Annotated in this window: 22 protein-coding genes; 13 read left to right on the forward strand and 9 right to left on the reverse strand. The window is 68.9% G+C overall.

The features are described 5' to 3' along the window. Positions 1–67: 67 nt before the first annotated feature. From FHX60_RS15265 to FHX60_RS15275, 3 genes are all read left to right on the forward strand, one after another. On the forward strand, positions 68–568 hold the full coding sequence (locus FHX60_RS15265) for an ion channel (protein WP_112773814.1): 501 nt from the start codon (positions 68–70) through the stop codon (positions 566–568). Between the two features lie 96 nt (positions 569–664). Continuing rightward, the gene (locus FHX60_RS15270; RefSeq protein ID WP_183283839.1) at positions 665–2,110 is read left to right on the forward strand and encodes an HdeD family acid-resistance protein; all 1,446 of its coding nucleotides are present in this window, start codon (positions 665–667) and stop codon (positions 2,108–2,110) included. Between the two features lie 48 nt (positions 2,111–2,158). After that, complete coding sequence (locus FHX60_RS15275) at positions 2,159–2,506, forward strand: hypothetical protein (protein ID WP_183283840.1); 348 nt, start codon at positions 2,159–2,161, stop codon at positions 2,504–2,506. A gap of 37 nt (positions 2,507–2,543) precedes the next feature. Here FHX60_RS15275 and FHX60_RS15280 read toward each other — a convergent pair whose 3' ends face one another. Further along, on the reverse strand, positions 2,544–3,479 hold the full coding sequence (locus FHX60_RS15280) for a MurR/RpiR family transcriptional regulator (protein WP_092307597.1): 936 nt from the start codon (positions 3,477–3,479) through the stop codon (positions 2,544–2,546). Between the two features lie 398 nt (positions 3,480–3,877). Between FHX60_RS15280 and FHX60_RS15285 the strand changes: the two genes are divergently transcribed. From FHX60_RS15285 to FHX60_RS15310, 6 genes are all read left to right on the forward strand, one after another. Then, on the forward strand, positions 3,878–4,294 hold the full coding sequence (locus FHX60_RS15285; RefSeq protein ID WP_243419613.1) for a type IV pilin protein: 417 nt from the start codon (positions 3,878–3,880) through the stop codon (positions 4,292–4,294). A 2-nt stretch (positions 4,295–4,296) separates the two neighbouring features. Next, entirely contained in the window at positions 4,297–4,791 is a 495-nt protein-coding gene (locus tag FHX60_RS15290; protein ID WP_183283842.1) for a GspH/FimT family pseudopilin, read from the forward strand. Beyond that, a complete protein-coding gene (pilV, locus tag FHX60_RS15295; protein WP_112773809.1) occupies positions 4,788–5,408 on the forward strand; it encodes a type IV pilus modification protein PilV in 621 nt (206 codons plus the stop codon). The genes FHX60_RS15290 and pilV overlap by 4 nt, the downstream gene beginning before the upstream one ends. Beyond that, positions 5,405–6,466: a PilW family protein gene (locus tag FHX60_RS15300; protein ID WP_183283843.1), complete on the forward strand. Its 1,062-nt coding sequence runs from the start codon at positions 5,405–5,407 to the stop codon at positions 6,464–6,466. The genes pilV and FHX60_RS15300 overlap by 4 nt, the downstream gene beginning before the upstream one ends. Positions 6,467–6,505: 39 nt before the next feature. Further along, on the forward strand, positions 6,506–7,057 hold the full coding sequence (locus tag FHX60_RS15305; RefSeq protein ID WP_183283844.1) for a pilus assembly PilX family protein: 552 nt from the start codon (positions 6,506–6,508) through the stop codon (positions 7,055–7,057). A gap of 128 nt (positions 7,058–7,185) precedes the next feature. Then, the gene (locus FHX60_RS15310) at positions 7,186–10,386 is read left to right on the forward strand and encodes a pilus assembly protein (RefSeq protein ID WP_260164014.1); all 3,201 of its coding nucleotides are present in this window, start codon (positions 7,186–7,188) and stop codon (positions 10,384–10,386) included. 20 nt (positions 10,387–10,406) lie between these two features. Here FHX60_RS15310 and FHX60_RS15315 read toward each other — a convergent pair whose 3' ends face one another. The 7 genes from FHX60_RS15315 to ilvA all read right to left on the reverse strand — a co-directional run bounded on the left by FHX60_RS15315 (position 10,407) and on the right by ilvA (position 18,368). Next, positions 10,407–11,900 (reverse strand): efflux transporter outer membrane subunit, encoded by a 1,494-nt coding sequence (locus FHX60_RS15315; RefSeq protein WP_183283846.1) that lies wholly within the window; start codon positions 11,898–11,900, stop codon positions 10,407–10,409. 11 nt (positions 11,901–11,911) lie between these two features. Further along, the gene (locus FHX60_RS15320; protein WP_112773806.1) at positions 11,912–13,057 is read right to left on the reverse strand and encodes an ABC transporter permease; all 1,146 of its coding nucleotides are present in this window, start codon (positions 13,055–13,057) and stop codon (positions 11,912–11,914) included. Next, positions 13,054–14,013 (reverse strand): ABC transporter ATP-binding protein, encoded by a 960-nt coding sequence (locus tag FHX60_RS15325; protein ID WP_092307611.1) that lies wholly within the window; start codon positions 14,011–14,013, stop codon positions 13,054–13,056. The genes FHX60_RS15320 and FHX60_RS15325 overlap by 4 nt, the downstream gene beginning before the upstream one ends. Further along, on the reverse strand, positions 14,010–14,999 hold the full coding sequence (locus FHX60_RS15330; protein WP_092307613.1) for an HlyD family secretion protein: 990 nt from the start codon (positions 14,997–14,999) through the stop codon (positions 14,010–14,012). The genes FHX60_RS15325 and FHX60_RS15330 overlap by 4 nt, the downstream gene beginning before the upstream one ends. Beyond that, positions 14,996–15,733 (reverse strand): TetR/AcrR family transcriptional regulator, encoded by a 738-nt coding sequence (locus FHX60_RS15335; RefSeq protein WP_183283847.1) that lies wholly within the window; start codon positions 15,731–15,733, stop codon positions 14,996–14,998. Before FHX60_RS15335 ends, FHX60_RS15330 begins: the two co-directional genes overlap by 4 nt. Positions 15,734–15,979: 246 nt before the next feature. Continuing rightward, the gene (gene queF, locus FHX60_RS15340; RefSeq protein ID WP_112773803.1) at positions 15,980–16,813 is read right to left on the reverse strand and encodes an NADPH-dependent 7-cyano-7-deazaguanine reductase QueF; all 834 of its coding nucleotides are present in this window, start codon (positions 16,811–16,813) and stop codon (positions 15,980–15,982) included. A 16-nt stretch (positions 16,814–16,829) separates the two neighbouring features. Continuing rightward, complete coding sequence (gene ilvA, locus FHX60_RS15345; RefSeq protein WP_112773802.1) at positions 16,830–18,368, reverse strand: threonine ammonia-lyase, biosynthetic; 1,539 nt, start codon at positions 18,366–18,368, stop codon at positions 16,830–16,832. 305 nt (positions 18,369–18,673) lie between these two features. Here ilvA and otsB point away from each other — a divergent pair, with 305 nt between their 5' ends. From otsB to FHX60_RS15365, 4 genes are all read left to right on the forward strand, one after another. Then, positions 18,674–19,480 carry a trehalose-phosphatase gene (otsB, locus tag FHX60_RS15350; protein WP_092307618.1) on the forward strand — a complete coding sequence of 269 codons (807 nt, stop codon included), beginning with the start codon at positions 18,674–18,676 and terminating at the stop codon, positions 19,478–19,480. 13 nt (positions 19,481–19,493) lie between these two features. Then, on the forward strand, positions 19,494–21,359 hold the full coding sequence (locus FHX60_RS15355; RefSeq protein WP_183283848.1) for a glycoside hydrolase family 15 protein: 1,866 nt from the start codon (positions 19,494–19,496) through the stop codon (positions 21,357–21,359). 76 nt (positions 21,360–21,435) lie between these two features. Beyond that, positions 21,436–22,827, forward strand: a complete 1,392-nt coding sequence (gene otsA, locus FHX60_RS15360; protein ID WP_018008747.1) for an alpha,alpha-trehalose-phosphate synthase (UDP-forming) — start codon at positions 21,436–21,438, stop codon at positions 22,825–22,827. A gap of 54 nt (positions 22,828–22,881) precedes the next feature. Then, positions 22,882–23,235, forward strand: a complete 354-nt coding sequence (locus FHX60_RS15365) for a 4a-hydroxytetrahydrobiopterin dehydratase (protein WP_092307621.1) — start codon at positions 22,882–22,884, stop codon at positions 23,233–23,235. Positions 23,236–23,633: 398 nt separating this feature from the next. Here FHX60_RS15365 and FHX60_RS15370 read toward each other — a convergent pair whose 3' ends face one another. Next, on the reverse strand, positions 23,634–24,239 hold the full coding sequence (locus tag FHX60_RS15370; RefSeq protein ID WP_112773799.1) for a nucleotidyltransferase family protein: 606 nt from the start codon (positions 24,237–24,239) through the stop codon (positions 23,634–23,636). Positions 24,240–24,250 lie beyond the last annotated feature (11 nt).

Here is a 24,250-nt window from a genome sequence, read left to right on the forward strand (position 1 = left end):
TTTTTTTTGCCCGGCCCTATCCGTACCATCCCGATTGCACTGACGTCATACGGGAGCGCCCCCGCGCATGGAAACCTCCGCCGAACATTATTCGCTGGCCCTGCTGTGCGCCGCCGTGCTGACCGTGACGGTGGTCGGCATCCATTACGAGGCGCTGCGCCTGCTGTCCGCGATGCATCCGCGGCGCTGGAGCGGGCGCATGAATATCGGCGTGCTGATCGTCTGCATCATCCTGGTCCATTGCCTCGAGGCGATGGTGTTCGCCGTGGGCTTCTGGTTTGCCGACCGCGTGCTGGGGCTGGGCGGACTGGCCGGGGTGGCGGTGCCCGGGGTCGGGGCCGCGCGTGCGCAGCCGGACGCGCTGCGCTACGCCTACTTCGCGCTGGAAACCTTTACCACCCAGAGCCTGGGCGATATCGTGCCGGTGGGCGCCAGCCGCCTGATCGCCAGTATCGAGCCGCTGGTCGGCCTGATCCTGATCGGCTGGTCCACCTCGTTCACCTATGTCATGATGCGCCGCGACTGGGAACTGGAGCGCGACGAAGGCGGCGAGCATCGCCGGGGCTAGTGTTTGTCGGTATCGTTCCACCTTCCTCTGCGCATTGCGTCTGCGCTCAAACCACGGGCCGCCGCGGCGGCCAACAACAAAAGGGGATAAGCGGACATGGCAAGACTGGTAATGATCCTGCTGGGCGTCGACTACCTGCGCACGCGCTGGCGCGGCCTGCTGTGGCTGGGCTGTGTGAGCGTGCTGCTGGGCGTGGTGGCGTTCGTCGATGCGCTGGACAACGCCATCTACTTCCCGATGACGCCGCTCGCGGTGGTGCTGCTGCTCGAAGGGCTGGCCACGCTGGTGGTGGCGCGCAGCGGCATCGGCGGGCAGCGCACGCTGCGCCAGGTCAAGGGCGTGTCGTTCTGCCTTGCCGCGTTGCTGATCCTGGCGGGCCACCATCACGGCCATTTCGTGCTGTCGATGATCTTCGCCACGCTGTTCCTGGCCGACGGGCTGCTGCAGATCGTGTCGGCGCGGGTGGTGCGCTTCCGCACCTGGCGCCTGGCGATGGCCGTGGGCGTGTTCGAGATCCTGGTCGCGATCTTCTTCTATCAGCCGTACCCGACCCACTATGTCGGCACCGTGCCGTATTGCCTTGGCCTGGGGCTGATCTTCGGCGGCTGGAACCTGTTGCTGCTGGCCTCGCGCCTGCGCCGGCTGGACCATAACCCCGGCATGGACCAGGCCGATGCGGTGCCGGCCGGGACCGCGCCGACGCTGCACACGGCCAGCGACGCGCCCGACCTGACGCTGTGGGACGGCCCGCCCGAGCCCGGCGAGCATGCGCTGGTGGTGCACGTCTGGACCCCGGTCGGCTCCGCCCGAGGCGAAGCGCGCCGGCAGCCGCTGGTGGACCGCTATATCGCCGCGGTCGACCGCGACGGCGTGATCTCCACCGGCCATGCCGCGCTGGAATCGCCCGAGGGCATCTACATCAGCCTGTATCCGGCCGAAGAGATCGACCGCTCGCCCGACGATTTCACCCGCATCCTGCGCGCCACCCGCGAGAACGACGTGCCGGGCAAGTTCCAGCCGGATTACCAGACCGAGGCGCGCGCCTGGTGCCCGTCGACGGTACAGGTGCGCATCCGCAACTACGACCCAGAGCGCCTGCGCCGCTTCTGGGACGCGTACCGGCAGGACACCACCTACAACCTGACTTACCGCAATTGCTCCAGCACGGTTTCGCACGCGCTCGAAGCGGCGCTGGAAGGCGCATCGGCCCGGGTCTGGCGCCAGGCGCGAGGCTGGCGGCCGCTGTGGCGCCTGCTCACCACGCCCGAGCTATGGGTGGCGGCGCAGATCCGCAAGCGCGCCAAGACCATGGCCTGGACCCCGGGCCTGACGCTGGATTACGCCCGCGCGCTCAGCATGCTGGCCGATCCGCGGCCGTCCGGCTGGGCCAGCATGACGCGCATGGCGCTGGGACAGATGCGGCGCCAGCGCCAGGACTGGCGTGAGGCGGCGCAGCGCGCCGAAGCCGGGGAGGGCCAGCAGGCTGGGAATGTCGCAAGTGCCGCAAATGCGGGTAGTGCCAGGCCGCGCGGGAACGATTAAGCTCGCGGTACTTGTCTGAAACCGTCGAGCCAGAGGAGACATCGCATCATGCCAAGACGCCAGCGAATCCTGACCCGCATTGCCGCCGTCGCCGCCCTGGCGGTGGCGTGCGGCGCGCATGCGCAGAGGCAGGACCAGGGCGGTGCCGCCGCCGCCATCAATGAAGCCGTGCAGCAAGGCACCACCCCTTACCGGCCCGACCCTTCGGCGACGCCGGCCACCATCCGGTCGGACGAGTGCCGTGCGCTGGCCGAGCAGATCGCGCAGGCGCCCAAGCGCGAGTACCGCGCCACCGCGCCGGCCATCGAGACCGCCCAGGGCCGCAAGTTGCCGGAGCTGGAACGGGACCGGCCGAAGAAGTCGCTGCAGCAGGCGTACCGGGAGAAGTGCACGTAGTAGGCCGCCCGGCCGCGCTTTCGCGCTGGCCGCGCGCTCAGCCGTGCCCGGGGGTGACGTAGGCGCCGGTGCGGTGCAATTCGCCCTCGGCCTGCTCCAGCGCGCGGATGGCGCCCTTGCCCTTGCGCGCCAGCAGTTGCTCGACCAGCGCCTCGACCACGGCCACGCCGGCCGTGATCGACGGAAAGAACGACGGGCTTTCGACCGAGAACAGCAGCGTGCAGTCCGCGGCCAGCGCGATCGGCGCGACCGTGCTGTCGGTCAGCGCGATCACCTTGCAGCCGCACTCGCGCGCGGCCTCGGCCACGCGGATGCTTTCCTGTGAGTACGGCGCGAAGCTGACCACCACCACCGCATCCTTGGGCGCCAGGCCGCGCAGTTCCATCTCGAGCGTGCCGGCATCGGCGCGGATCAAATGCACAGTGCTGCGGAACAGCCGGTAGACATAGTGGAAGGTAAAGGCGATCGGGAAGCATGCGCGGAAGCCCGCCACATGCACGCAGGCCGCGTGCGACAGCAGCTCGGCGGCTTGCGGCAGGGTCTTCTCGTTGCTGGCGGCGATCCGGTCCAGGTTGTGGTGCTGCGCCTCGAGCATCTCGCCCAGCATGCGGCTGGCGCTGCTTTCGCGCACCACCTTGCGCGCGCGACGCGCATACGGCTGGGCGCCGCCGCGCAGCGCATCGACAAACAGCTCGCGCATGGCCTGCCAGCCCTCGAAGCCCAGGTGCTGCGACAGCCGCACCAGGGTGGCTGGCTGCACCCCGGCGCTGGCCGCGATCTTGCGCATCGACAGCACCGGCACGTCCTGCGGATGGTCGAGCAGGTAGCGGGCACCGCCCTGGAACTGCGTGCTGAGGGTGGGAAAGCCGCGGCGCAGCAGTTCCAGCAATGCCTCCAGGTCATGGGGCGGCGCTGGCGAAGATGGCGGCGCTGGTGTCCCGGGCCGGGAAGAGGCGGGGGGATCGGACGACATGGGTGCTCCGGCTTCAAGGATGTAACGATTGTTGCACAGGTGCGGCCGCCTGCGCACCGCGTCGGGCGAGGGCGGGCGGATTAACGTCTGCGCGGACCGGAATCTTTACCCCTGATGACACCGGGCCACACCACTGTCACTTCGCTACAACGCCGGTCCATCCGCATCGTATTTTCCTTACCCGCTTAACAGATCGTGACTTACACTCCGCGCCATAACCTCCGGAATTCGGTCGTCCGGAACATAATGAGCAGCGGAGCGCGAGCATGGGACATAGAAGCCCGGCAGTGCGACACGGTGGGAGGGTCAACCCGCCGTTTCGGGTCATATTCAGGGTGATCCCGGAGGTCGGATCCTACGCAGGAATCCGGGCCGACGGGACTCAGGGGGCTGCCGGCATGTCATGCCGGGGCAGGCCGCCGCATGGCTTCACGCTGATCGAAGTGATGATCACCGTGGCGGTCATTGCCATTCTTGCCGCCGTCGCCATTCCCAACTACAGCCGTTATGTGGTGCGCTCGAACCGCGCGGCGATCGAGTCCTTCATGCTGGAGGTCTCGAGCGCGCAGGAGCGCTTCCTGGTAGACAACCGCGCCTATGCCGCCAGCCTCGGCGCGCTCGGCATGTCAGTGCCCGCCGGGCTGGCCACGCGCTACGACGTCACGGTGACACCGGCCGCGGCGCCGCCGCCGCGCTACAGCATCGTCGCCACACCCAGGGGCAGCCAGCTCAGCGACACCGATTGCGGCACGCTGACGCTGACCAGCGCCGGCGCCAAATCCGCGTCGGGCGCAGGCACCGACTGCTGGAACTGACCATGCGGCCCAGCCTTTCGCGCGCGAATGATCGCCGGCGGCCCGCGCGCCGCGGCTTTACGCTGATCGAGTTGCTGTGCGCGTTGTCGGTGCTGGCAATCCTGGCAGTCGCGGCGGCGCCTTCCTTTGCCGCGCTGATGGCCAGCCAGCGCGTGCGCAGCGCCTCGCTCGACCTGGCTTCCGCGCTGGTGCTGGCGCGCAGCGAAGCGGTCAAGCGCAATGCCACGGTTTCGCTGGCACCGGCCGGCGCCGCCTGGACGGCAGGGTGGACCGTGAGCGCGGGCGCCGAGACGATACGTTCGTTCGGGCCCTATGGCGGGCTCACCATCACGCCCAGTGCGGACGGCGGCCTGGCAGTTGGCAACGACGGCCGGCTGACCGGCGCGGCGATGACCTTCGAGTTCGCGCCCGGCGGCGAGACCTCGGCCACCACGCGCGTATGCGTGCAGGTCAGCGAGACCGGCCGCATCGCCTCCACCACCGGAGCCTGCACATGACGCGCATCGCGAAGTCGCGGCGGCGCCTGCCGGCGCGCCGCGCGCAGGCCGGCTTCCTGCTGATCGAAGTGCTGGTGGCGGTGGTGATACTGCTGGTCGCGCTGCTGGGTACCGCCGGACTGGTGGCGCGCTCGGGCCAGACCGAGATGGAGTCCTACCAGCGCGTGCAGGCGCTGGCGCTGCTGCAGGACATGGCCGCGCGCCTGAACGCCAACCGCCAGGTGGCAGCGTGCTATGCCAACGGCGCTGCCGGCATGCAGCTGGGCAGCGCGGCCGCGCCGCCGGCCGCATGCACGCAGGGCAGCGCCGCGCAGAACGCCACCGCCAACGCCGACCTGCAGGCCTGGAACGCGGCCTTGCTCGGCAGCGCCGAGATGCGTCCGGGCGCCAGCGCGGTCGATCCCGCGCAAGCGGTGGGCGCGATGATCGGCGCGCGCGGCTGCATCGAGACCGTCGACGCGGTCAACCAGGTCTACCGCATCACCGTGGCGTGGCAGGGTCTTGCCACCACGGGCGCACCGGCGCTCGGGTGCGGCAAGGACCAGTACGGCAACGATGCCTATCGCCGCGCGGTCAGCACCCAGATCCGCATCGGCACCCTCGGGACCGTGTCATGACCGCGCCGCGTTTCCCCGTGCCTTCATCCCGCGCCCGCGCCACGCGCCTGCGCCGCCAGCGCGGCATCTCGCTGATCGAGCTGATGATCGGCATTACCATCGGCCTGGTGCTGCTGACCGCGCTGGCCAGCCTGTATTACGCCAACAGCCTGTCGCGCACGGAGTTCGCCAAATCGGCCGAACAGGTGGAAAACGGACGGTACGCGCTGGAGCAGATCCGGCGCGAGGTGGAGCTGGCGGGCTTCTTCGGTGTGGGCAGCATTGCGCGCGGCGCGACCCTTGCGGGGCCGGCGCTGTGTGCGACCGATCCAGCGGCATTGGGATTCGTTGCGGGCACCACCGTGCCGCTGGCGCTTGCCGGCTATGCCCCGGGCGTGGTGGCGCCGTGCCTGCCCGATATGTCGGCCAATTCGGAAGTGCTGGTGGTACGGCGCGTGTCGACCACCCCCGTGGCTGCACCGGTGCCCGGCGTGTCCTACCTGCAGGTCTCCGCCTGTCCCGAGGACAGTGTGTCTTTCGTTTTCGACGCCAGCGCGGCCGCGGCTTTCCCGCTGCTCACCAAGGCTTGCGATCCCGGCATCCGCGCGGAACTGCGCCAGGCCGTGGTGCGCGTCTTCTACCTTGCCGGCTGCGACCGCTGCACCAACGGCGGCGACGGCATTCCCACCCTCAAGATGGCTGAGCTGGTCAATGGCGCATTCCAGGCGCGCTCCGTGGCGCAGGGCGTGCAGGATATGCACATCCGCTACGGCATGGATCTCGACAGCAATGGTTCGGCCGACTGCTATGTGGAAGACCCGGGCGCCAACAACGCCGCCGCCTGTGCGGTCGTGCCGGGCTACGACTGGACCAATGCGCTCGCCAACTGGGGCAACGTCACAACCGTGCGTGTCGACGTGCTGGCCCGCACGCTGCGGCCTTCCGGCGGCCAGGCGGACAACCGCACCTACGACCTGGGGCGCGCGCTGGCGAGCGGCCCCTTCAACGACGGCTACAAGCGCCATGTCTACGCCCAGGTGGCGCGCGTGGTCAACGTCGCCGGGCTGCGCGAGCAATAGGCCGAAGGCCGTCATCACCCGATATCGTCAAGGCATGCAATGAAAAGGTCATCCGGCACGGCGCCGCGCCGCAGGCAAACCGGGGTCACGCTGGTCGTGACGCTGGTGTTCATGGTGTTGTTCTTGCTGATCGCGGTGGCGATGGTCAACTCCGGACTGATCAACGTCAAGGTTGCGGCCAACCAGCAAAACGCGATGGAGGCACGCGACGTCGCGCAGCAGGCCATTGAACAGGTGATCTCGGACGACTTCACCAAGGCACCGGCGGCGCTCAGCGTGCCGGTGGACGTCAGCGCCGATGGCAAGGCCGACTACGTCGCCCAGGTGGCCCAGCCGGAGTGCGTAGCCAGCAAGCCAATGAAGAACGTCGAGCTGGACCTGGCCGATCCCGACGACGTGTCCTGCTTCGTCGGCAGCAACGTGCAGAACACTGGCATCGTCACGGCCGGCAACAACGCCGGCAATTCGCTGTGCAATGCCACCCAGTGGGACGTTGCCGCCACGGTGAATGACGCCGCCGGCACGGGTGCCGCGGCCACCGTCCACCAGGGGGTGGCGGTACGGATGCCGACCGGCTCGGCATGCCCGTGATGTCGACGCCGCAGCGCCACCCTTTCACCATGCCCAGCACGGGAACCCGCATGACGAACCCTGCCCGCCGTTGCGCCTCGAACATGACCCTTCGCCTGCGCACCTGTTTCACGCATGCCGGCTTCGCCATGCTGCTGACCCTCGTCGGATGGCAAGGAGCACGGGCGGAAGACATTGACCTGTTCACCGGCCTGCAGACCAATGCCGGCACCAAGCCCAACGTCCTGTTGCTGCTCGACAATGCCTCGACCTGGAATGCCGCCACGACCATCAGGGGCTGCGACACGCCCAACGTCGTCAGCGCCAACAACGCGGGCACCGATGTCGGCGCGATCCAGTGCGCGCTGTACCGCGCGGTCAACACGCTGGTGACCAACCCCCAGCTCAGCGGCAACATCAATATGGGGCTGATGATGTTCGGCACCGGCAACAACGTCGGCGGCAGTTTCCGTCATCCGGCGGCGGCCCCGTACACGCTGCCGGTGATGGACGCCACGAATGGCGCCGAATTTCTCAAGTACATCACGACCATCGATCGCCAGGCCGACAACTCCAACAATTCGCAGGTCGGCGCCGGCATGCAGGAGGCATGGGCCTTCTTCGGAGGCAGGAAGGGCTTGTCGGGCACGCAGTACACCTCGCCCATCACCAATCCCTGCCAGAAGAACTTCGTCATCTATATCGCCAACGCGGTCAACAACGGCAAGCCGCAGGACACCGGATCGGTGGCCTACGATGCGCTGGTGTCGGCGGGTGCCACGACCAGGCAGCTGACCCCGCTCAAGCTCGAGGCCGGCAAGGACAAGTACTCCAGCAACTGGGGCGATGAGTGGGCGCGGTTCATGTACGAGACCGACATCAACGGCAATCTCGACAACAACCAGAACATCATCACCTACACGATTGCGGTCACCGACGGCAGGAACCCGGACTATGTCGAATCGACCCGCAGCATGGCCGACAACGCCGGCGGCAAGCGCTATGTGGTCGAGCTCGGCGATGTCCAGGCAATGGTCGACGCCTTGCTGCAGATCTTCAACGAGATGCAGGCGATCAACAACGTGTTCTCGTCGGTGAGCCTGCCGGTCAGCGTCAACGGGCAGGGTTCGTACCTGAACCAGATCTACATCGGCATGTTCCGGCCCGACGCCACCGCGGCGCCGCGGTGGATGGGCAACCTGAAGCAGTACAAGCTCGGCTACGACAACAAGAACCAGATCGTGGTACTGGACGCCAATCCGCCCGGGCCAAACCAGCAGAGTGCGATCAGCAGCGCCGGCACGGGTTTCATCTCGCCCAATGCCAAGAGCTTCTGGACCGCCGAGCCGCCCCAGGGGTTCAGCGGCAACAGCTATACCGGCAGCGCGGTGGCGGGGTGGCCGGCCAAGGGCTTCTGGGTCAATAGTCCATCGGGCGCCGCGGGCGCGCTGGATTCGGCCGATGGTGTCAGCGGCATCGTTGGCGGCGACGGCGAGATCGTCGAGAAGGGCGGCGCGGGCGAGATGCTGCGTGCGCAGATCGTCAGGGACCAGTCGGGGCGCAAGCTCTATACCTGCCCCAGCGGTGGCTGCAGCAAGACCAGCAAGGCGCTGGTGTCGTTCGATACCGGCAATGCCGCGCTGACCGGCGCGGCTGGACAGTCGGCGCTGAACAGCACCGCGGCCGATGTCGCCAACCTTATCAACTGGGTGCGCGGCCGCGACGTGTACGCGCTCAAGGAAAGCACGGTGGCCGGCAAGGAACTCCAGGCGGGTCCGGGCGGGGACGTGACGGTGCGCGGTTCGGTCCACGGCGACGTACTGCATTCACGGCCGGTGGTGATCAACTACGGCGGCAGTACCGGCGTGGTGGTGTTCTACGGCGCCAACGATGGCGTGTTCCATGCGGTCAACGGCAACCAGGCCAGCGGCATTGGCGGGGTGCGTCCCGGCGGGGAACTGTGGGGCTTCGTCCCGCCAGAGTTTTACGGCAAGCTCAGCCGGCTCTATACCAACGCGCCGGAGGTGCAACTGAGCGGCTCGCCGACCGGCTCGGGTGCCAGGCCGCGCGACTACTTCTTCGACGGCACCACCACGGTGTACCAGGACCTGCGCGACCCGTCGAAGCCACGTGTGGTGATCTACCTGACGGCGCGTCGCGGCGGGCGGCTGGTCTATGCGCTGGACGTGACCGATCCGATGGCGCCGCAGTTCTTGTGGAAATCCGACAGTGGCGCGATTGCGGAGCTCGGCCAGACCTGGTCGCAACCGCGCGTGATCCGCGTCAAGGGTTATGACAACCCGCTGGTGGTGATGGGTGCCGGCTACGATCCGGGCGAGGACGCGGAGCCGTCGAAGGGCGGCGGCAGCGGCGCGCAGGGGCGCGGTGTCATTGTCTTCGACGCGTTCGAAGGCAATGTGGTGCGCGCCTGGCTGGCGAATTGCTCCGGCCTCGCCGACACGGTCTGCAGTACGCCGGCCGGCATGAGCCGCGCGATCCCGTCCGACGTGGCGGTGGTCGATCGCAACGGTGACGCGCTGGTCGACAAGGGCTATGTCGGCGACGTCGGCGGCAATATCTGGCGGCTCGATTTCGAGACGACGGCCGGCACCGGGCCGGCTGCGTGGACGCTGGGCAAGTTCGCCGCGCTGGGCGGCGCACAGGATACCAACGACGCGCGCAAGTTCATGTACCCGCCCGACGTCATCACCACCGGGGGCTACGATGCGGTGATGATCGGCAGCGGCGACCGCGAGCATCCGCTATATACCACCAGCACCACGCCGGGACTGGCCTACAACGTCGTCAACCGGTTCTACATGCTGAAGGACACCGCACTCACCGGCGGTTTGCCATCGACCTGGACGCCGCTGACCGAGAGCAGCCTGTTCGACGCCACCACCACCGAATACGCCGATGCGACCACCGCAAAAGGCTTCTACCTGACCTTGGGCGCCGGCGAGAAGGTGGTCAACGCACCCCTCACCGTGGCCGGCTATACCTATTTCGGGACCAACCAGCCAAGCGTTCCCAAGGCCGGCGCCTGCTATCCCGACCTTGGCACTGCCCGCGGATATGCAGTGTCGTTCCTGACCGGCAAGGGCATCAACAATAACCGCTACGTGGTGTTCAACAATGGTGGCCTGCCGCCGTCGCCGGTGTTCGGCGTGGTTGCCGTCACGGACAAGTCGGGCAACACCAGCAACGTGCCGGTGCTGATCGGTGGCGGCAATCAGACCGGTCCCGGGGGTGGCGACAATACTTCGTCGCTGGGCGCGCAGAAAATCTCCCCGCCCGGCATCGGCAAGCGCAAGCGTACCTACTGGTACACCCAGACCGACAAAAAGTGAATGCCATCGGCGCTGCCGCGCTAGCGTGATGACACCGCCGCCGCGTTCGTGTCCGGCGGCTCCTGCCACCACCCACCCCCCAGCGCCTGCAGCAGCGCCGCCGAATCGGCCAGCCGGTCGGCGCGCGCCTGCGCCAGTTCCAGCGTGGCCTGGCGCGACTGCCGTTCGGCATCCAGCAGCGCCAGCTGGCTGACGCCGCCGAGGCGGTACTGCTCCGACACCACTGCCAGCGTATCGCGCGCCTGGCGCGCGCTGTCGGCGCGTTCGCGCAGCGCGGCAGCATCGGCCTCGAGCGCGCGCAGCGCGTCGGCGACATTCTGCAGGCCCTGCAGCACAGCTTGCCGGTACGCGGCCAGCGACTGCTCATACGCAGCTTCCGCGGCGCGCTTGCGCGCCTGCAGTTCGCCGCCGCGGAATACCGGCTGCACCAGGCCGGCGGCCAGGCTCCAGACGTTGAGGCTGCTGAACAGGTCGCGCGCCGCGGTGGCCTGCGTGCCGCCGCTGGCGCTCAGCGTGACCTGCGGATAGAGGTTGGCGGTTGCCACGCCGATATTGGCCGAGGCCTGCTGCAGCAGCGCCTCGGCGGCGCGGATATCGGGCCGGCGGCGCGCCAGCGTGGCAGGCAGGCTGAGCGGCAGCGTGTCGGGCAGGTGCAGCGCGTCGAGGTGGAACTCGGGCAGCGCGGCCGAGGCCGGGGTCTGGCCCGTGTAGACCGCAAGCTGGTGCCGCGTGGCATCGAGCTGGCGTTGCAGCGCCGGCACCAGCGCCTGGGTTTGCGCCAGCTCGGCGCGCCGGCGCTGCACCTCGACGCGTGCCACGCCGCCCGCGCGCAGGCGTGCCTCGGTGATGCCGAGCTGGCGCTGCTGCGCCGCCACCATCGCGGCGGTGTCGGCCAGCTGCGCGCGCAGCCCGGCTTCGCGGATGGCGGCAGTGGCGACGTTGGCGGCCAGCGCCAGGCGCGCGGCCTCGAGCTCGTAGCGCTGGTAGTCCACCACGGCCTGCAGGCCTTCCAGCTCGCGCCGCTGGCCGCCGAACAGGTCCAGCGCATAGGACACCTGCACCGTCGCGCCGTACAGCGTGAACGGGCCGGGGCTGGGGATGGCGGTGATGCCCATCGACTGGAAATCGACCTGCTGGCGCGCGGTGTCCAGCTTCGCGTCGATGGCAGGCCAGCGCGTCGCGCCGGTGCGAGCGGCCAGGTTCTCGCGGGCTTCCAGCAGCCGCGCGCGGGCCTGCGCCAGCGTCGGGCTGGCCTCCAGCGCACTGCGGATGGTGGCGTCGAGCGCCGGGCTGCGGAACAGCGTCCACCACTGCGCCGGCACATCGGCGCCGGCCGCCAGCGTCTGCGCGTGGGCCTGGCCCGGCGCGCCGGCACCGTCCGCGGCAACGGTGGCCACCGGCTGCGGACCCGGCACGTAGCCGGCATCGTCCACCGGCGCCGGCGCGCTGAAATCGGGGCCGACCGCGCAGCCGCACAGCAGCGCGGCGGCGCACAGGGACGTGAGTCGTTGCATGGCCCGCTCCTTCAATCGAGCGTGCGCCGGTAGAAGCGCACCGCGATCAGCATCACCACCACGATAAACAGCGCCATCGGCCACACATTGGGCCACAGCTCGAACCAGCCGTTGCCCTTGAGCAGGATGCCGCGCACCATGCGGTGGAAGTAGGTCATCGGCAGGATGTTGCCGATCGCCTGCGCCCAGCCCGGCATGCCGGCAAACGGGAACATGAAGCCGGACAGCAGGATGTTGGGCAGGAAGTAGAAGAAGGTCAGCTGCATCGCCTGCAGCTGGTTCCGCGCCAGCGACGACAGCGTGATGCCCACGGTGAGGTTGGCCGCGATAAACAGCAGCGCCGCCAGGTACACCGCCAGCACCGAGCCGACAAAGGGCACGCTGAAGATCCAGCGCGCGGCCAGCAGCACGATGGTCGACTGGATCAGGCCGATGAAGATGTACGGCACGATCTTGCCGGTCATCACTTCGATCGGCCGCACCGGCGTGGCCAGCAGGTTCTCCATGGTGCCGCGCTCGCGTTCGCGCGTCATCGCCAGCCCGGTCATCATCACCATGGTCATCGACAGGATCACGCCCATCAGCCCGGGAATGATGTTGTACTGGGTGATGCCTTCGGGGTTGTAGAGCCGCTGCACCTGCACCTCGAACGGCGGCTTGCCGCCGGCCAGCGGCGCCAGCGCTCCCTTCAGATCGTGCGCGGCGACGCGGTAAGGCAGCTGCGCCAGCGCGGCGATGGCCTGGCCGGTGGCGGCGGGGTCGGTGGCATCGGCCTCGACCAGCAGCGCGGGCCGCTCGCCGCGCAGCAGCCGGCGCGTGAAGTCGGGCGGGATGGTCAGCACGAACTGCACCTCGCCTTTCATCAGCGCCTCGCGCCCGGCGCGCTCGTCGGGCAGCGTGCCGACCAGACGGAAGTAGGTCGATTGCTCCATGCTGGCGACGAACGAGCGCGTGAACTCGCTCTGGTCGGCGGCGATCACCGCGGTCGGCAGCTGGCGCGGATCGGTGTTGATGGCAAAGCCGAACAGCAGCAGCTGCATGATCGGCAGGCCGACGATCATGCCGAAGGTGACGCGGTCGCGCCGCAGCTGCAGGAACTCCTTCAGCACGATGCTCCACCAGCGCTGCAGCGAGAAGCGCGCCGGGGCGGGCGTCATGACGCCTCCTTTTTCTTGCGCGCCATGTTGTCCTCGGCCCCGCTCATCATGTGGATGAACACGTCTTCCAGGCTGGTCTGGGCCTGCTCGATGCGCCGGCCCGGGCCGGCCAGGCGCGCGAGGGTGTCGGCCAGCGCCTGGGCATCGCGCCCGGTCACGTGCAGCGCGGTGCCGAAGGCCACGGTCTGCTCCACGCCCGGCGCGCCCTGCAGCTGCGCCGACAGCGTCGCGAGGTCGTCGCCTTCCACGCTCCAGGTCGACAGCCGCTGGCTTGCCACCACTTCATCGGCGGTGCCCTGCGCCAGCAGCCTGCCGTAGGCGATATAAGCCAGCTTGTGGCAGCGCTCGGCCTCGTCCATGTAATGCGTGCTGACCAGCACCGAGATGCCGCGCGCGGCCAGCTGGTGCAGCTGCTCCCAGAACTCGCGCCGCGCCTTGGGATCGACGCCGGCGGTGGGCTCGTCGAGCAGCAGCAGCTCGGGCTCGTGCAGCAGGCAGGCCGCCAGCGCCAGGCGCTGCTTCCAGCCGCCCGACAGCGCGCCGGCCAACTGCGCCGAGCGCGTCGCCAGGCCCAGGTCTTCGAGCGCGCGCTCGACCGCCTCGCGCCGGTTGGGCATGCCGTACACGCGCGCGACGAAGTCCAGGTTCTCGCGGATCGACAGGTCGTCCCAGTACGAGAATTTCTGCGTCATATAGCCGACGCGGCGCTTGATCTCGTCCGACTCGGTCAGGATGTCGTAGCCCAGGCAGGTGCCCGTGCCGGAGTCCGGCGTCAGCAGCCCGCACATCATGCGGATCGAGGTGGTCTTGCCGCTGCCGTTGGGGCCGAGGAAGCCGAAGATCTCGCCGCGCGCCACCTGCATGCTGAGGTCGTTGACCACATGCTTGTCGCCGAAGTGCTTGTTCAGGCCGCGCACGTCGATGGCGAGGCCGTTGCCGTTGGCGGTCGTGTTCATTGCCGCACCACTTCCACCGGCTGCCCGGGCCGCAGCTTGGGCGCATCGGCGGCCGACGGGCGCGCCTCGACCAGGAACACCAGCTTGCGCCGGGTCTCGTTGCTGTAGATCACCGGCGGCGTGTACTCGGCCTCGTTGGCGACATAGCTGATGGTGGCCGCCACCGGCGCGGCGCAGCCGTCGCAGCGCACTTGCACCGCCTGGCCGTTGCGCAGCGCACCGACCACGGTTTCCGGCACATAGAAGCGCACCTTGACGTTGCCCGGCGGCAGCATGCGCACCACCGGGCTGCCGGCCGGCACCCATTCGCCCAGGCGGTAGGGCACGTCGTAGACCAGTCCGGCCTGCGTGGCGGCCACGGTCTTGCGCGACAGCTTCCACTGCGCCTGCGCCAGTGCGGCGCGCGCGGCCGCCACCTGTGCGGCCTGGGCTGCCTGCTGCGCATCGCGGCCAGGCAGGCGCGCCACGTCGATATCGCGCTGCAGTTCGCGCACGCGCGCGGCGTCGCTGCTGGCCTGCGCGCGCGATTCGTCGAGCTGCGCCTGGGCGATGCCGCCGATCTCGTACTGGCGCTGGTCGCGCCGCAGGGCCGCGGCGCTGCGCTGGGCCTGGGCCTGGGCCTGCGCAAGCTGGGCCCGGCTGACCTCGACCTCGAGCGGACGCTTGCCGGTCTTCAGGTCCTGCAGCGTGGCTTCGGCGGCGCGCAGCTGGTCCTCGGCCTGTTGGCGCGCTGCGCGCTCGTCGTCGGCTTCCAGCGCGAACAGCGCGGCGCCCTGGCCGACCTGCTGGCCGCGTTGCACCGAGAGCGCGTCGAGGCGACCGGCGAAGGGCGAGGCCACGCTGACGAATTCGCCTTCGACGTAGCCTTGCCAGGTGTCGGTGCGGGCGTTGCCGCAAGCGGCGGCAAGCCATGCGGCGGCGAGCAGGGCGGTGCCACGCAACGCCGTGCGCAGGCGCGGACGATGGAGGGAAGCAGCGTGGTTCATGCGGACTCCGGGAAATGCCGGGCCGTGCGGCCCTTCCGTTTGGCGGCGCCTGTGGGCGGCTTCCGGGCCGCCGTCGCCGGCGCTGCGGACAGCCCATGCGTCAGCAGCGCCGTGACATGGCGCACCAGCGCGTCGGTATCGACCGCCTCCGCGCCGGGCAGCCGGCGCCAGATATGCGTGGTGGCCAGCGGCAACAGCGTCAGCCCGATCAGCGACGGCACCACCAGCGCCGGCTCCAGGCCGGGGTTGAGCTGCCCGCGCGCAATCGCCGCCTGCAGCGGCGCCATCAGCGCGCCGGCGCGTTCCAGCGCGAAGCGCTTGAGCACGCGCTCGCGCAGCGCGCCGTCGTCGCTGGCCACTTCGCGGATCCACAGGCCCGGAAACCACGAGGCGCCGGCGACGGCGCGGATCAGCCGGGTGGCGATGCCGACCAGCATCGCCAGCGGCTCATCGCCGGACTGGCTGCCGGCAAAGAAGCGGGCCACCAGCGGCTGCACCTTCTCTTCGATCACGGCATCGAGCAGCAGGTCGCGATCGCTGAAGTAGTAGTGCACCAGTGCGGGGGTGACGCCGGCCAGCGCCGCGATGGCCTTGACCGGCGTGCCGGCGACGCCCTGCCGCGAAAACAGCTCGGTGGCCGCGTCGAGAATGCGCTCGCGCTGGCCCGGCTGGCCTGCGGCCGGTCGGCCCGGACTGCGCCTGGGAGGCTTGGGAGCGGCGGGTGTGCGGGGCATGGCGGCTGGTTTCTGTGCGGCAGGGGTGTGTTCAGCTCATATTAATTTTTTCGTTAATTAATTCAAGGACGGTTACAACTTGGGCGCGGGTCGTGGGCGCCCGAGCGGGAAATGTGATGTCAGGGGATACGAACTGAGGCCGGCAAGCGACGTTGCCGCCCCACATGGTGCAGGACAGTCCCCGCTGCGCGAGCGGGAGAGGGAAGCAAACCGGCGATAGCTTTGACGCTATCGCCGCTTTAAACGCTACTGCCGCGCATTCCGCTTGTTATCCGGCCATGCCGTATTGAAGTTGGTGCGGAACGGATTGATGTCCAGCCCGCCGCGCCGCGTATAGCGCGCATACACCGCCAGCTTCACCGGCTTGCACTGGCGCATCACGTCCATGAAGATCCGCTCGACGCATTGCTCGTGGAACTCGTTGTGGTTGCGGAACGAGATCAGGTACTTGAGCAGGCCTTCCTGGTTGATCGGCGCGCCGACGTAGCGGATCTGCACGCTGCCCCAGTCCGGCTGGCCGGTGACCAGGCAGTTGGATTTGAGCAGGTGCGATACCAGCGTCTCTTCCACCGGCGTTTCTTCCTGGTCGGCGCTAAGCAGTTCCGGCGCGGGCTCGTAGCGGTCCACTTCGATGTCGAGGCGGTCCAGCAGCAGGCCGTCGAGCTCGCCCATCTTCTGCGTGCCCAGCTCCGCTTCGGTCACCAGCCGCACCTGCACGGTGCCGCCGGTGGCTTCGGACAGGTCGTGGTGCAGCAGTTGCTGCAGCGCTTCGGGCGAAGCGATCCGGGTCTGGTTGAACGAGTTCAGGTAGAGCTTGAACGACTTGGACTCGATGATGTTGGGCGTGTCCGACGGGATGATGAAGGTGGCCAGCGCCACCTGCGGCTTGCCCTTCAGGTTCAGCCACGACAGTTCGTACGCGTTCCAGATGTCGACGCCGAAGAACGGCACCGGCCGGCCCTGGGGCAGGCCGATCTCGGTGCGCTTGGGCTGGCGCGGGATCGGAAACAGCAGGGTGGCGTCGTACTCGGTCTTGTAGGCCGAGGGCTTGCCCAGCGGCGAGTGTTCAGGAAGGCTCATTGCGCGCTCGGCGGGATCAGGACAGGAACAGCTTGTACACCGGGTTGTCGGTCTCGTCCCAGTGTACGTAACCCAGCGTCGAAAGGAAGGCGCGGAAGGCGCGCTTCTCGTTCTTCGGCACCTGGATGCCGACCAGGATGTTGGAGGTGTCGGCGCCCTGGTTGCGGTAGTGGAACAGGCTGATGTTCCAGTTCGGGCTCATGCTCGACAGGAACTTCATCAGCGCGCCCGGCCGCTCCGGGAACTCGAAGCGGTACAGCAGTTCGTCATGCGCCAGCGCCGAGCGCCCGCCCACCATGTAGCGGATATGCTGCTTGGCGAGTTCGTCGTTGGACAGGTCGAGCGTGTCGAAGCCATGCTTGCGGAAGCTGGCGGCGATCTTGTCGTTCTCGGCGCGGCTGGCGATCTGCACGCCAACGAAGATATGCGCCATGCTGGTGTCGGCGATGCGGTAGTTGAACTCGGTCACGTTGCGCGTGCCCACCAGTTCGCAGAAGCGCTTGAAGCTGCCGCGCTCTTCCGGGATGGTCACGGCGAACACGCCTTCGCGGGCCTCGCCCACCTCGGCGCGCTCGGCGACAAAGCGCAGGCGGTCGAAGTTCATGTTGGCGCCGCAGGCGATCGCCACCAGGTGCTGGCCCTTGAGCTTCTCGCGCTCGGCGTACGCCTTCAGGCCCGCCACCGCCAGCGCGCCGGCCGGCTCGAGGATGCTGCGGGTGTCCTGGAACACGTCCTTCACGCCCGCGCAGATCGCGTCGGTATCGCACAGGATGATGTCGTCGACGAGTTCGCGCGTGATGCGGAAGGTCTCCTTGCCGACCAGCTTGACCGCGGTGCCGTCCGAGAACAGGCCCACCTCCTTCAGCTCGATGCGCTTGCCGGCATCGACCGAGCGTTTCATCGCGTCCGAATCGACCGTCTGCACGCCGATGACCTTGATCTCGGGACGCACCGCCTTGATGTACGCGGCGATGCCGGAGATCAGCCCGCCGCCGCCGATGGCGACGAACACGGCGTGGATCGGGCCCGGGTGCTGGCGCAGGATCTCCATGGCGATGGTGCCCTGGCCGGCGATCACCTCGGGATCGTCGAACGGGTGGATGAAGGTCAGCTTGTGCTTGGTCTCCAGCACCGCGGCGTGGGTGTACGCGTCGCTGTAGGACTCGCCGTGCAGCACGATCTCGACCCACTGGCCGCCGCGCTCGCGCACGGCGTCGATCTTCACCTGCGGCGTGGTCACCGGCATGGCGATGATGGCCTTGCATTGCAGCCGGGCCGCGGCCAGCGCCACGCCTTGCGCGTGGTTGCCGGCCGAGGCGGCGATCACGCCGCGCTTCAGTTCTTCCGGCGACAGCGAGGCCATCTTGTTGTACGCGCCGCGCAGCTTGAAGGAAAAGACCGGCTGGGTGTCCTCGCGCTTGAACCAGACCGAGTTGCCGGTGCGGGCCGACAGCTGGTGCGCATAGGTCAGTTCAGTCTCCTGCGCCACGTCATAGACCTTGGCGGTCAGGATCTTCTTCAAATAATCGGGTCGGGCGGCGGACTGGCGGGTCATGGTCTCGGGGCTGGCCGGCGCGCGCGCAGCAGGCGCACAAAAAAGCCGGGAAATTCTGGCGGAAACCGTCAATGATAAAGGATGCCGGCCTGCCGCACCCGGACCGGGCGGCGCAGCCGCCGCCCGGTACTGGCCCCCGCCAGGCGTGAGCCGCGGCCACGGAGTGGATCGGCATTCACTCGGGGCGTGGTGCGGACGGCACGCCGGGCCGGCGCCGGCCTTGCATCGTCGCCGGGTTGCGCTTGCGTCATGTAGGACGGCGCCCGGTGGACGCCGGTCAAAACGACGTGTTACGGTTTAACGCGATGCCACAGCTACCGCTAATCGAACCCAATACCGCCCTGTTTCTCGACTTCGACGGCACGCTGGCCGACCTGGCCCCGCGGCCCGAACTGGTGCAGGTCGAACCAGAACTGGTCGGCACGCTGCGCACGCTGTACCAGCGGCTGGACGGCGCGCTGGCCGTCATCTCCGGGCGGCCGATCCTCGAACTCGACCACTTCCTGCAGCCGCTGCAACTGCCCGCGGCCGGCATCCACGGCGCGGAATTCCGCACCGACGGCGGCATGGTGACCAAGACCCCGGCCCCCGGACTCGAGCCCCTGATCCCCCACCTGGAAGCGCTGGTGCACGCCTACCCGGCACTGCGGCTGGAGCGCAAGTCGGTCGCGGTCGCGATCCACTACCGGCAGGCGCCCGAGCTGGCCGGCATCGTGGATGCCGCGGTCACTGACGTATTGCGCCATGCCGTCGGCCTGGAAGCGCTGCCGGGCAAGATGGTGGTCGAGATCAAGCCGGCCGGCGTCGACAAGGGCGATGCCATCGCGGCCTTCATGAAGGCCGCGCCTTTTGCCGAGCGCGTGCCGCTCTTTGCCGGCGACGACATGACCGACGAACCCGGCTTCGCCGCGGTGCGCAAGCTGGGCGGGCTGGGTGTGCTGGTGGGCCAGCGCGAGACCGTCGCCGCGGTGAGCGTGCCCGGGCCGGCGGCGCTGCGCAGCTGGCTGCACCGCTCGGCGCATGCGCTGGCGTCATCGGCCAGCGCCGGCGCACCGCGCGCCGTGCCCCACGAGGCCGGGCCAGGCCGGGGCCGGCGCCCCACGACATCGTAAGGGAGAACCTGCCGTGACCAACCCGAGCAGCCCGGCCGAGCTGGGCAAGCCGCCGACCGAAGGCGTGAATCGAACCGTCGACGGCGGCACGCGCTTCGCCAACCCGTCGCTGTCGCTTGGCATGATCGGCAACTGCGCCATCTCGGCGCTGGTCGATTGCCGCGGACGCATCGTCTGGACCTGCCTGCCGCGCTTCGACGGCGACCCGGTGTTCAATGCGCTGCTGGACCCGAGCGAGAACGCCGGCCATTTCTCGATCGAGATCGAGGACTTCCATTCGTCGCGGCAGTGGTACGAGCCCAATACCGCGGTGCTGCGTACGCGGCTGACGGATATCCACGGCAACTGCCTGGAGATCACCGACTTCGCCCCGCGCTTTTTCCGGCTCGGGCGCTATTTCCGCCCGACCACGCTGATTCGCCGCATCCGCCCGGTGCGCGGCGCGCCGCGCGTGCGCGTGGTGGTGGCGCCGCGCTTCGAATGGGGCCGCAAGGCGCCGCAGGTCACGCGCGGCAGCAGCCACGTGCGCTACACCGGCGACGACATGACGCTGCGCATGACCACCGACGCGCCGCTTGCCTACGTGCTGTCGCACACGCCGTTCCTGGTCACGCGCGGGCATAACTTCATCCTGGGCCCGGACGAGACCCTGGCGCACGGCGTGGAAGAGACCGCGCGCGACTTCGAGCAGGAGACCACCGCCTACTGGCGCCTGTGGAGCCGACGCCTGGCGGTGCCGCGCGAATGGCAGGATGCGGTGATCCGCGCCGCCATCACGCTGAAGATGTCGCTGTACGAAGAAACCGGCGCCATCGTCGCGGCCATGACCACCAGCATTCCGGAAGCGCCGGGCAGCGGCCGCAACTGGGACTACCGCTTCTGCTGGCTGCGCGACGCGTTTTTCGTGGTGCGCGCGCTCAACAGCCTGTCCGAGGTCGGCACCATGGAGGACTACCTGCGCTGGCTCTCCAACGTGGTGATGCAGTCGCAGGACGGCCATATCCAGCCGCTGTACGGCATCGGCCTGGAGCGCGAGCTGCCCGAAAGCATGCTCGACCACCTGTCCGGCTACCGCGGCATGGGGCCGGTGCGGGTGGGCAACCAGGCGCAGGAGCACTTCCAGCACGACGTCTATGGCAACGTGGTGCTGGGCGCGGCGCAGGCCTTCCATGACCACCGGCTGCTGCATCGCGGTGGCCCGGCCGAGTTCGGCCGCCTGGAAGCGGTGGGCGAGCAGGCGGTGCGGGTGTTCGGCACGCCCGACGCCGGCATGTGGGAGCTGCGCACGCGCGCGCGCGTGCATACCTCGTCGGCGCTGATGAGCTGGGCCGCCTGCGACCGGCTCGCCAAGGTGGCCGAGAAGCTGGTGTTGCCCGAGCGCGCCGCCTACTGGCACGGCCACGCCGGGCGCATGAAGGAACGCATCCTGGCCGAGTCGTGGAGCGAATCGCGCCAGGCTTTCGCCGAGAGCTTCGGCGGGCGCGAACTGGACGCCAGCGTGCTGCTGATGGCCGAAGTCAACTTCATCGAGCCGCGCGACCCGCGCTTCATCGCCACCGTCAAGGCGCTGGAGACCTCGCTCTGCGACGGCCCCTATATGCGCCGCTACGAGGCACCGGACGATTTCGGCAAGCCCGAGACCGCGTTCAATATCTGCACCTTCTGGCGCATCGACGCGCTCGCGCGCATCGGCCGTCGCGACGAGGCGCGCGCAATCTTCGAGGCCATGCTGGCCGCGCGCAACCCGCTCGGGCTGCTGTCCGAGGATACCCATCCGGTGACGGGCGAGATGTGGGGCAATTTCCCGCAGACCTATTCGATGGTGGGCCTGATCAATGGCGCCATGCGGCTGTCGGCGCCGTGGGACACGGTGATCTGAGCCTGGAATGCGGCGCGGCAGCCCGGCCACGGCAGGCAGCGACTGCGCAAACAACAAGGGACCAAGAAAAAGATTTATGCCAAGACTTGTAGCGGTATCCAACCGGGTCGCAGATCCCCGCAACGTGGCCGCGGGCGGCCTGGCCGTCGCGCTTTCCGAAGCCCTGCGGCAGACCGGCGGCCTGTGGTTCGGCTGGAGCGGCAAGGCGCTGGAAACCGCCCAGGGCGGCACCCCCGGCGAAGGCGACCTGCACCTGCAGCAGGCCGGCAATGTCACGCTGGCCACCGTCGACCTGAGCCGCGAGGACCACGACGCCTACTACCTGGGCTACAGCAACGGCGTGCTGTGGCCGGTGTTCCACTACCGGCTCGACCTGGCCGATTTCGATTCCAATTTTTTGAACGGCTACCGGCGCGTGAACCAGCTGTTCGCGCGCAAGCTGGCGCCGCTGCTGCAGCCCGACGACATCATCTGGATCCACGACTACCACCTGATCCCGCTGGCGTCCGAGCTGCGCGCGATCGGCTGCGGGCAGAAGATCGGCTTCTTCCTGCACGTGCCGCTGCCGCCGCCGCTGATCCTGGCCGCGATTCCGCAGCACGAGTGGCTGATGCGCGCGCTCTTTGCCTACGACCTGCTCGGGTTCCAGAGCCATGCCGACGTCGAGCATTTCTCGCGCTACGTGCAGGCCGAGGCGCAGGCCGAGCCGATGGGCGAGCATCGCTACCGCGCCTTCCACCGCACCGTGCGCGCGCAGGCGTTCCCGATCGGCATCGACGTCGACGAGTTCATGGAGCTGGGCCGCGGCGAGGAAGCGCAGGAAACCTACGAGATGATGTGCGCGCAATATGCGCGCCGCCGGCTGCTGCTGGGCATCGACCGGCTCGACTATTCCAAGGGCCTGCCGCAGCGGCTCAAGGCGTTCTACCGGCTGCTGGCGGAATACCCCGAGAACCGCTCGAGCGCAACGCTGGTGCAGATTGCCGCGCCCTCGCGCGAATCGGTCGACGCCTACGTCGACCTGCGCCGCGAGATGGAGCAGCTGAGCGGATCGATCAACGGCGAATTCGGTGAGCTGGACTGGATGCCGGTGCGCTATATCCACCGCACCACCGCGCGCAAGCGGCTGCCGGGGCTGTGCCGCGCCAGCCGCGTGGCGCTGGTGACGCCGCTGCGCGACGGCATGAACCTGGTGGCGAAGGAATTCATCGCGGCGCAGGACCCGGAGGATCCGGGCGTGCTGGTGCTGTCGCGCTTTGCCGGCGCCGCCGAGCAGCTGCGCGAGGCGCTGCTGGTCAACCCCTACGACACGCGCGCCACCGCGCAGGCGATCCAGCAGGCGCTGCACATGCCGCTGGCCGAGCGCCAGCAGCGGCACCAGAAACTGCTGGAGCGCATCCGCGCGCAGGATGTGCACTGGTGGAGCCGGGAATACCTGCGCGCACTGACTGAGACCGAGGGCGCATAGCGCGCGGCGCGTTCCTGCACAGGGCAGGGCGCGTTCCGGTCGGGGAGCAAGACCATGAGCGAAAACCTGGCAGCGCAATCCTGCACGCCTTGCCGCGGCGGCGTGCCGCCGCTGACGCCCGATGAGGCCGAGGCCCTGCTGCAGCAGGCGCCCGGCTGGGAGCTGGCCGATGGCGCGACGCGGCTCGAACGGCGTTTCACCTTCGGCAATTTCGCGCAGGCGCTGGCGTTCGTGACCGGCGTCGGCCAGCTGGCCGAGGCGCAGGGGCATCACCCCGAGATCAGTTTCGGCTGGGGACATGCCACGGTGTCGTGGCGCACCAAGAAGATCAAGGGCTTGCACCGCAATGACTTCATCATGGCGGTGAAGACAACGGAGCTGGCCGAGGGGCAGGACGGGGGCGGCTGAGGCTGCTGCGGCTGCTGCGGCGCCTTGCGGCATGCATCCAGCGCTGCCGTTAGAACCACCGCAAGCCGGTCCCCTCTCCCGCTTGCGGGAGAGGGTTAGGGAGAGGGCGGGAGCATCAATGAACGAGGGCCGTCGCTATTGCCACCGCCCGCCCTCTCCCCCGCCCCTCTCCCGCGCGCGGGAGAGGGGAGCAAACCGGCGACAGCATCATTGCTTCGAGCTTTACCATTCCCGATTATGTACTCCCTCTCCCGCTTGCGGGAGAGGGTTAGGGTGAGGGCGGGAATATCAACGAAGTGAAGGCCGTCGCTATTGCCACCGCCGGCCCTCTCCCCCGGCCCCTCTCCCGCAAGCGGGAGAGGGGAGCACACCAGCGGGATGGGAAGGCATCCTCAGCCTCAGCGCAAGTCCGCCGGCGTATCGATATCCCGGAACGCTCCCTCTTCCTCCGTCAGGATCCGCGTCACGGGCTTGTCCTTCAGCAGCGCGCGCGCGCCTTCGTCGCCGTCCAGCGCCAGCAGGGCGTCGCGCCAGGCCGCGCCAAAGCCCACCGGATGGCCGCGTTGCCCGTTGCGCCACGGTGCGGCGATGGTGTCGGGCGTGGTGATGGTCAGCGCCACCGCGCGGATCAGCTCCATCGGCAGCCACGGCATGTCGGCCAGCGCCACCACCCAGCCGCGCGCATCCGGCGTCGCCGCCACGGCGGCGCGCAGCGCCGCGCCCATGCCCGCTTCGGCCTCGGGCGCTTCCAGCACGCGGCAGCCGCCGCGGCGCAGTTCTTCCGCCAATGCCGGGTTGCCCGGGCGGATCACGGCGATCGATTCCGGCAAGGCCGCAGCCAGCGTGCGGGCGCTGCGCCAGGCAACGGTGCGGCCGCCGGGCAGGACCTCGAGCAGCTTGTTGCGCTGGCCGGCGGCATCGAAGCGGCGGCCGAAGCCCGCGGCCAGCAGGATGCCGGTGGGCAGGTCGGTGCGGAGCAGGGGAGCGTTGGGGGCGGCGGTCATGGCGGCACTCG

The organism is Cupriavidus alkaliphilus, assembly GCF_014191175.1.
In the GTDB taxonomy this organism is placed as follows: Bacteria; Pseudomonadota; Gammaproteobacteria; order Burkholderiales; family Burkholderiaceae; genus Cupriavidus; species Cupriavidus alkaliphilus.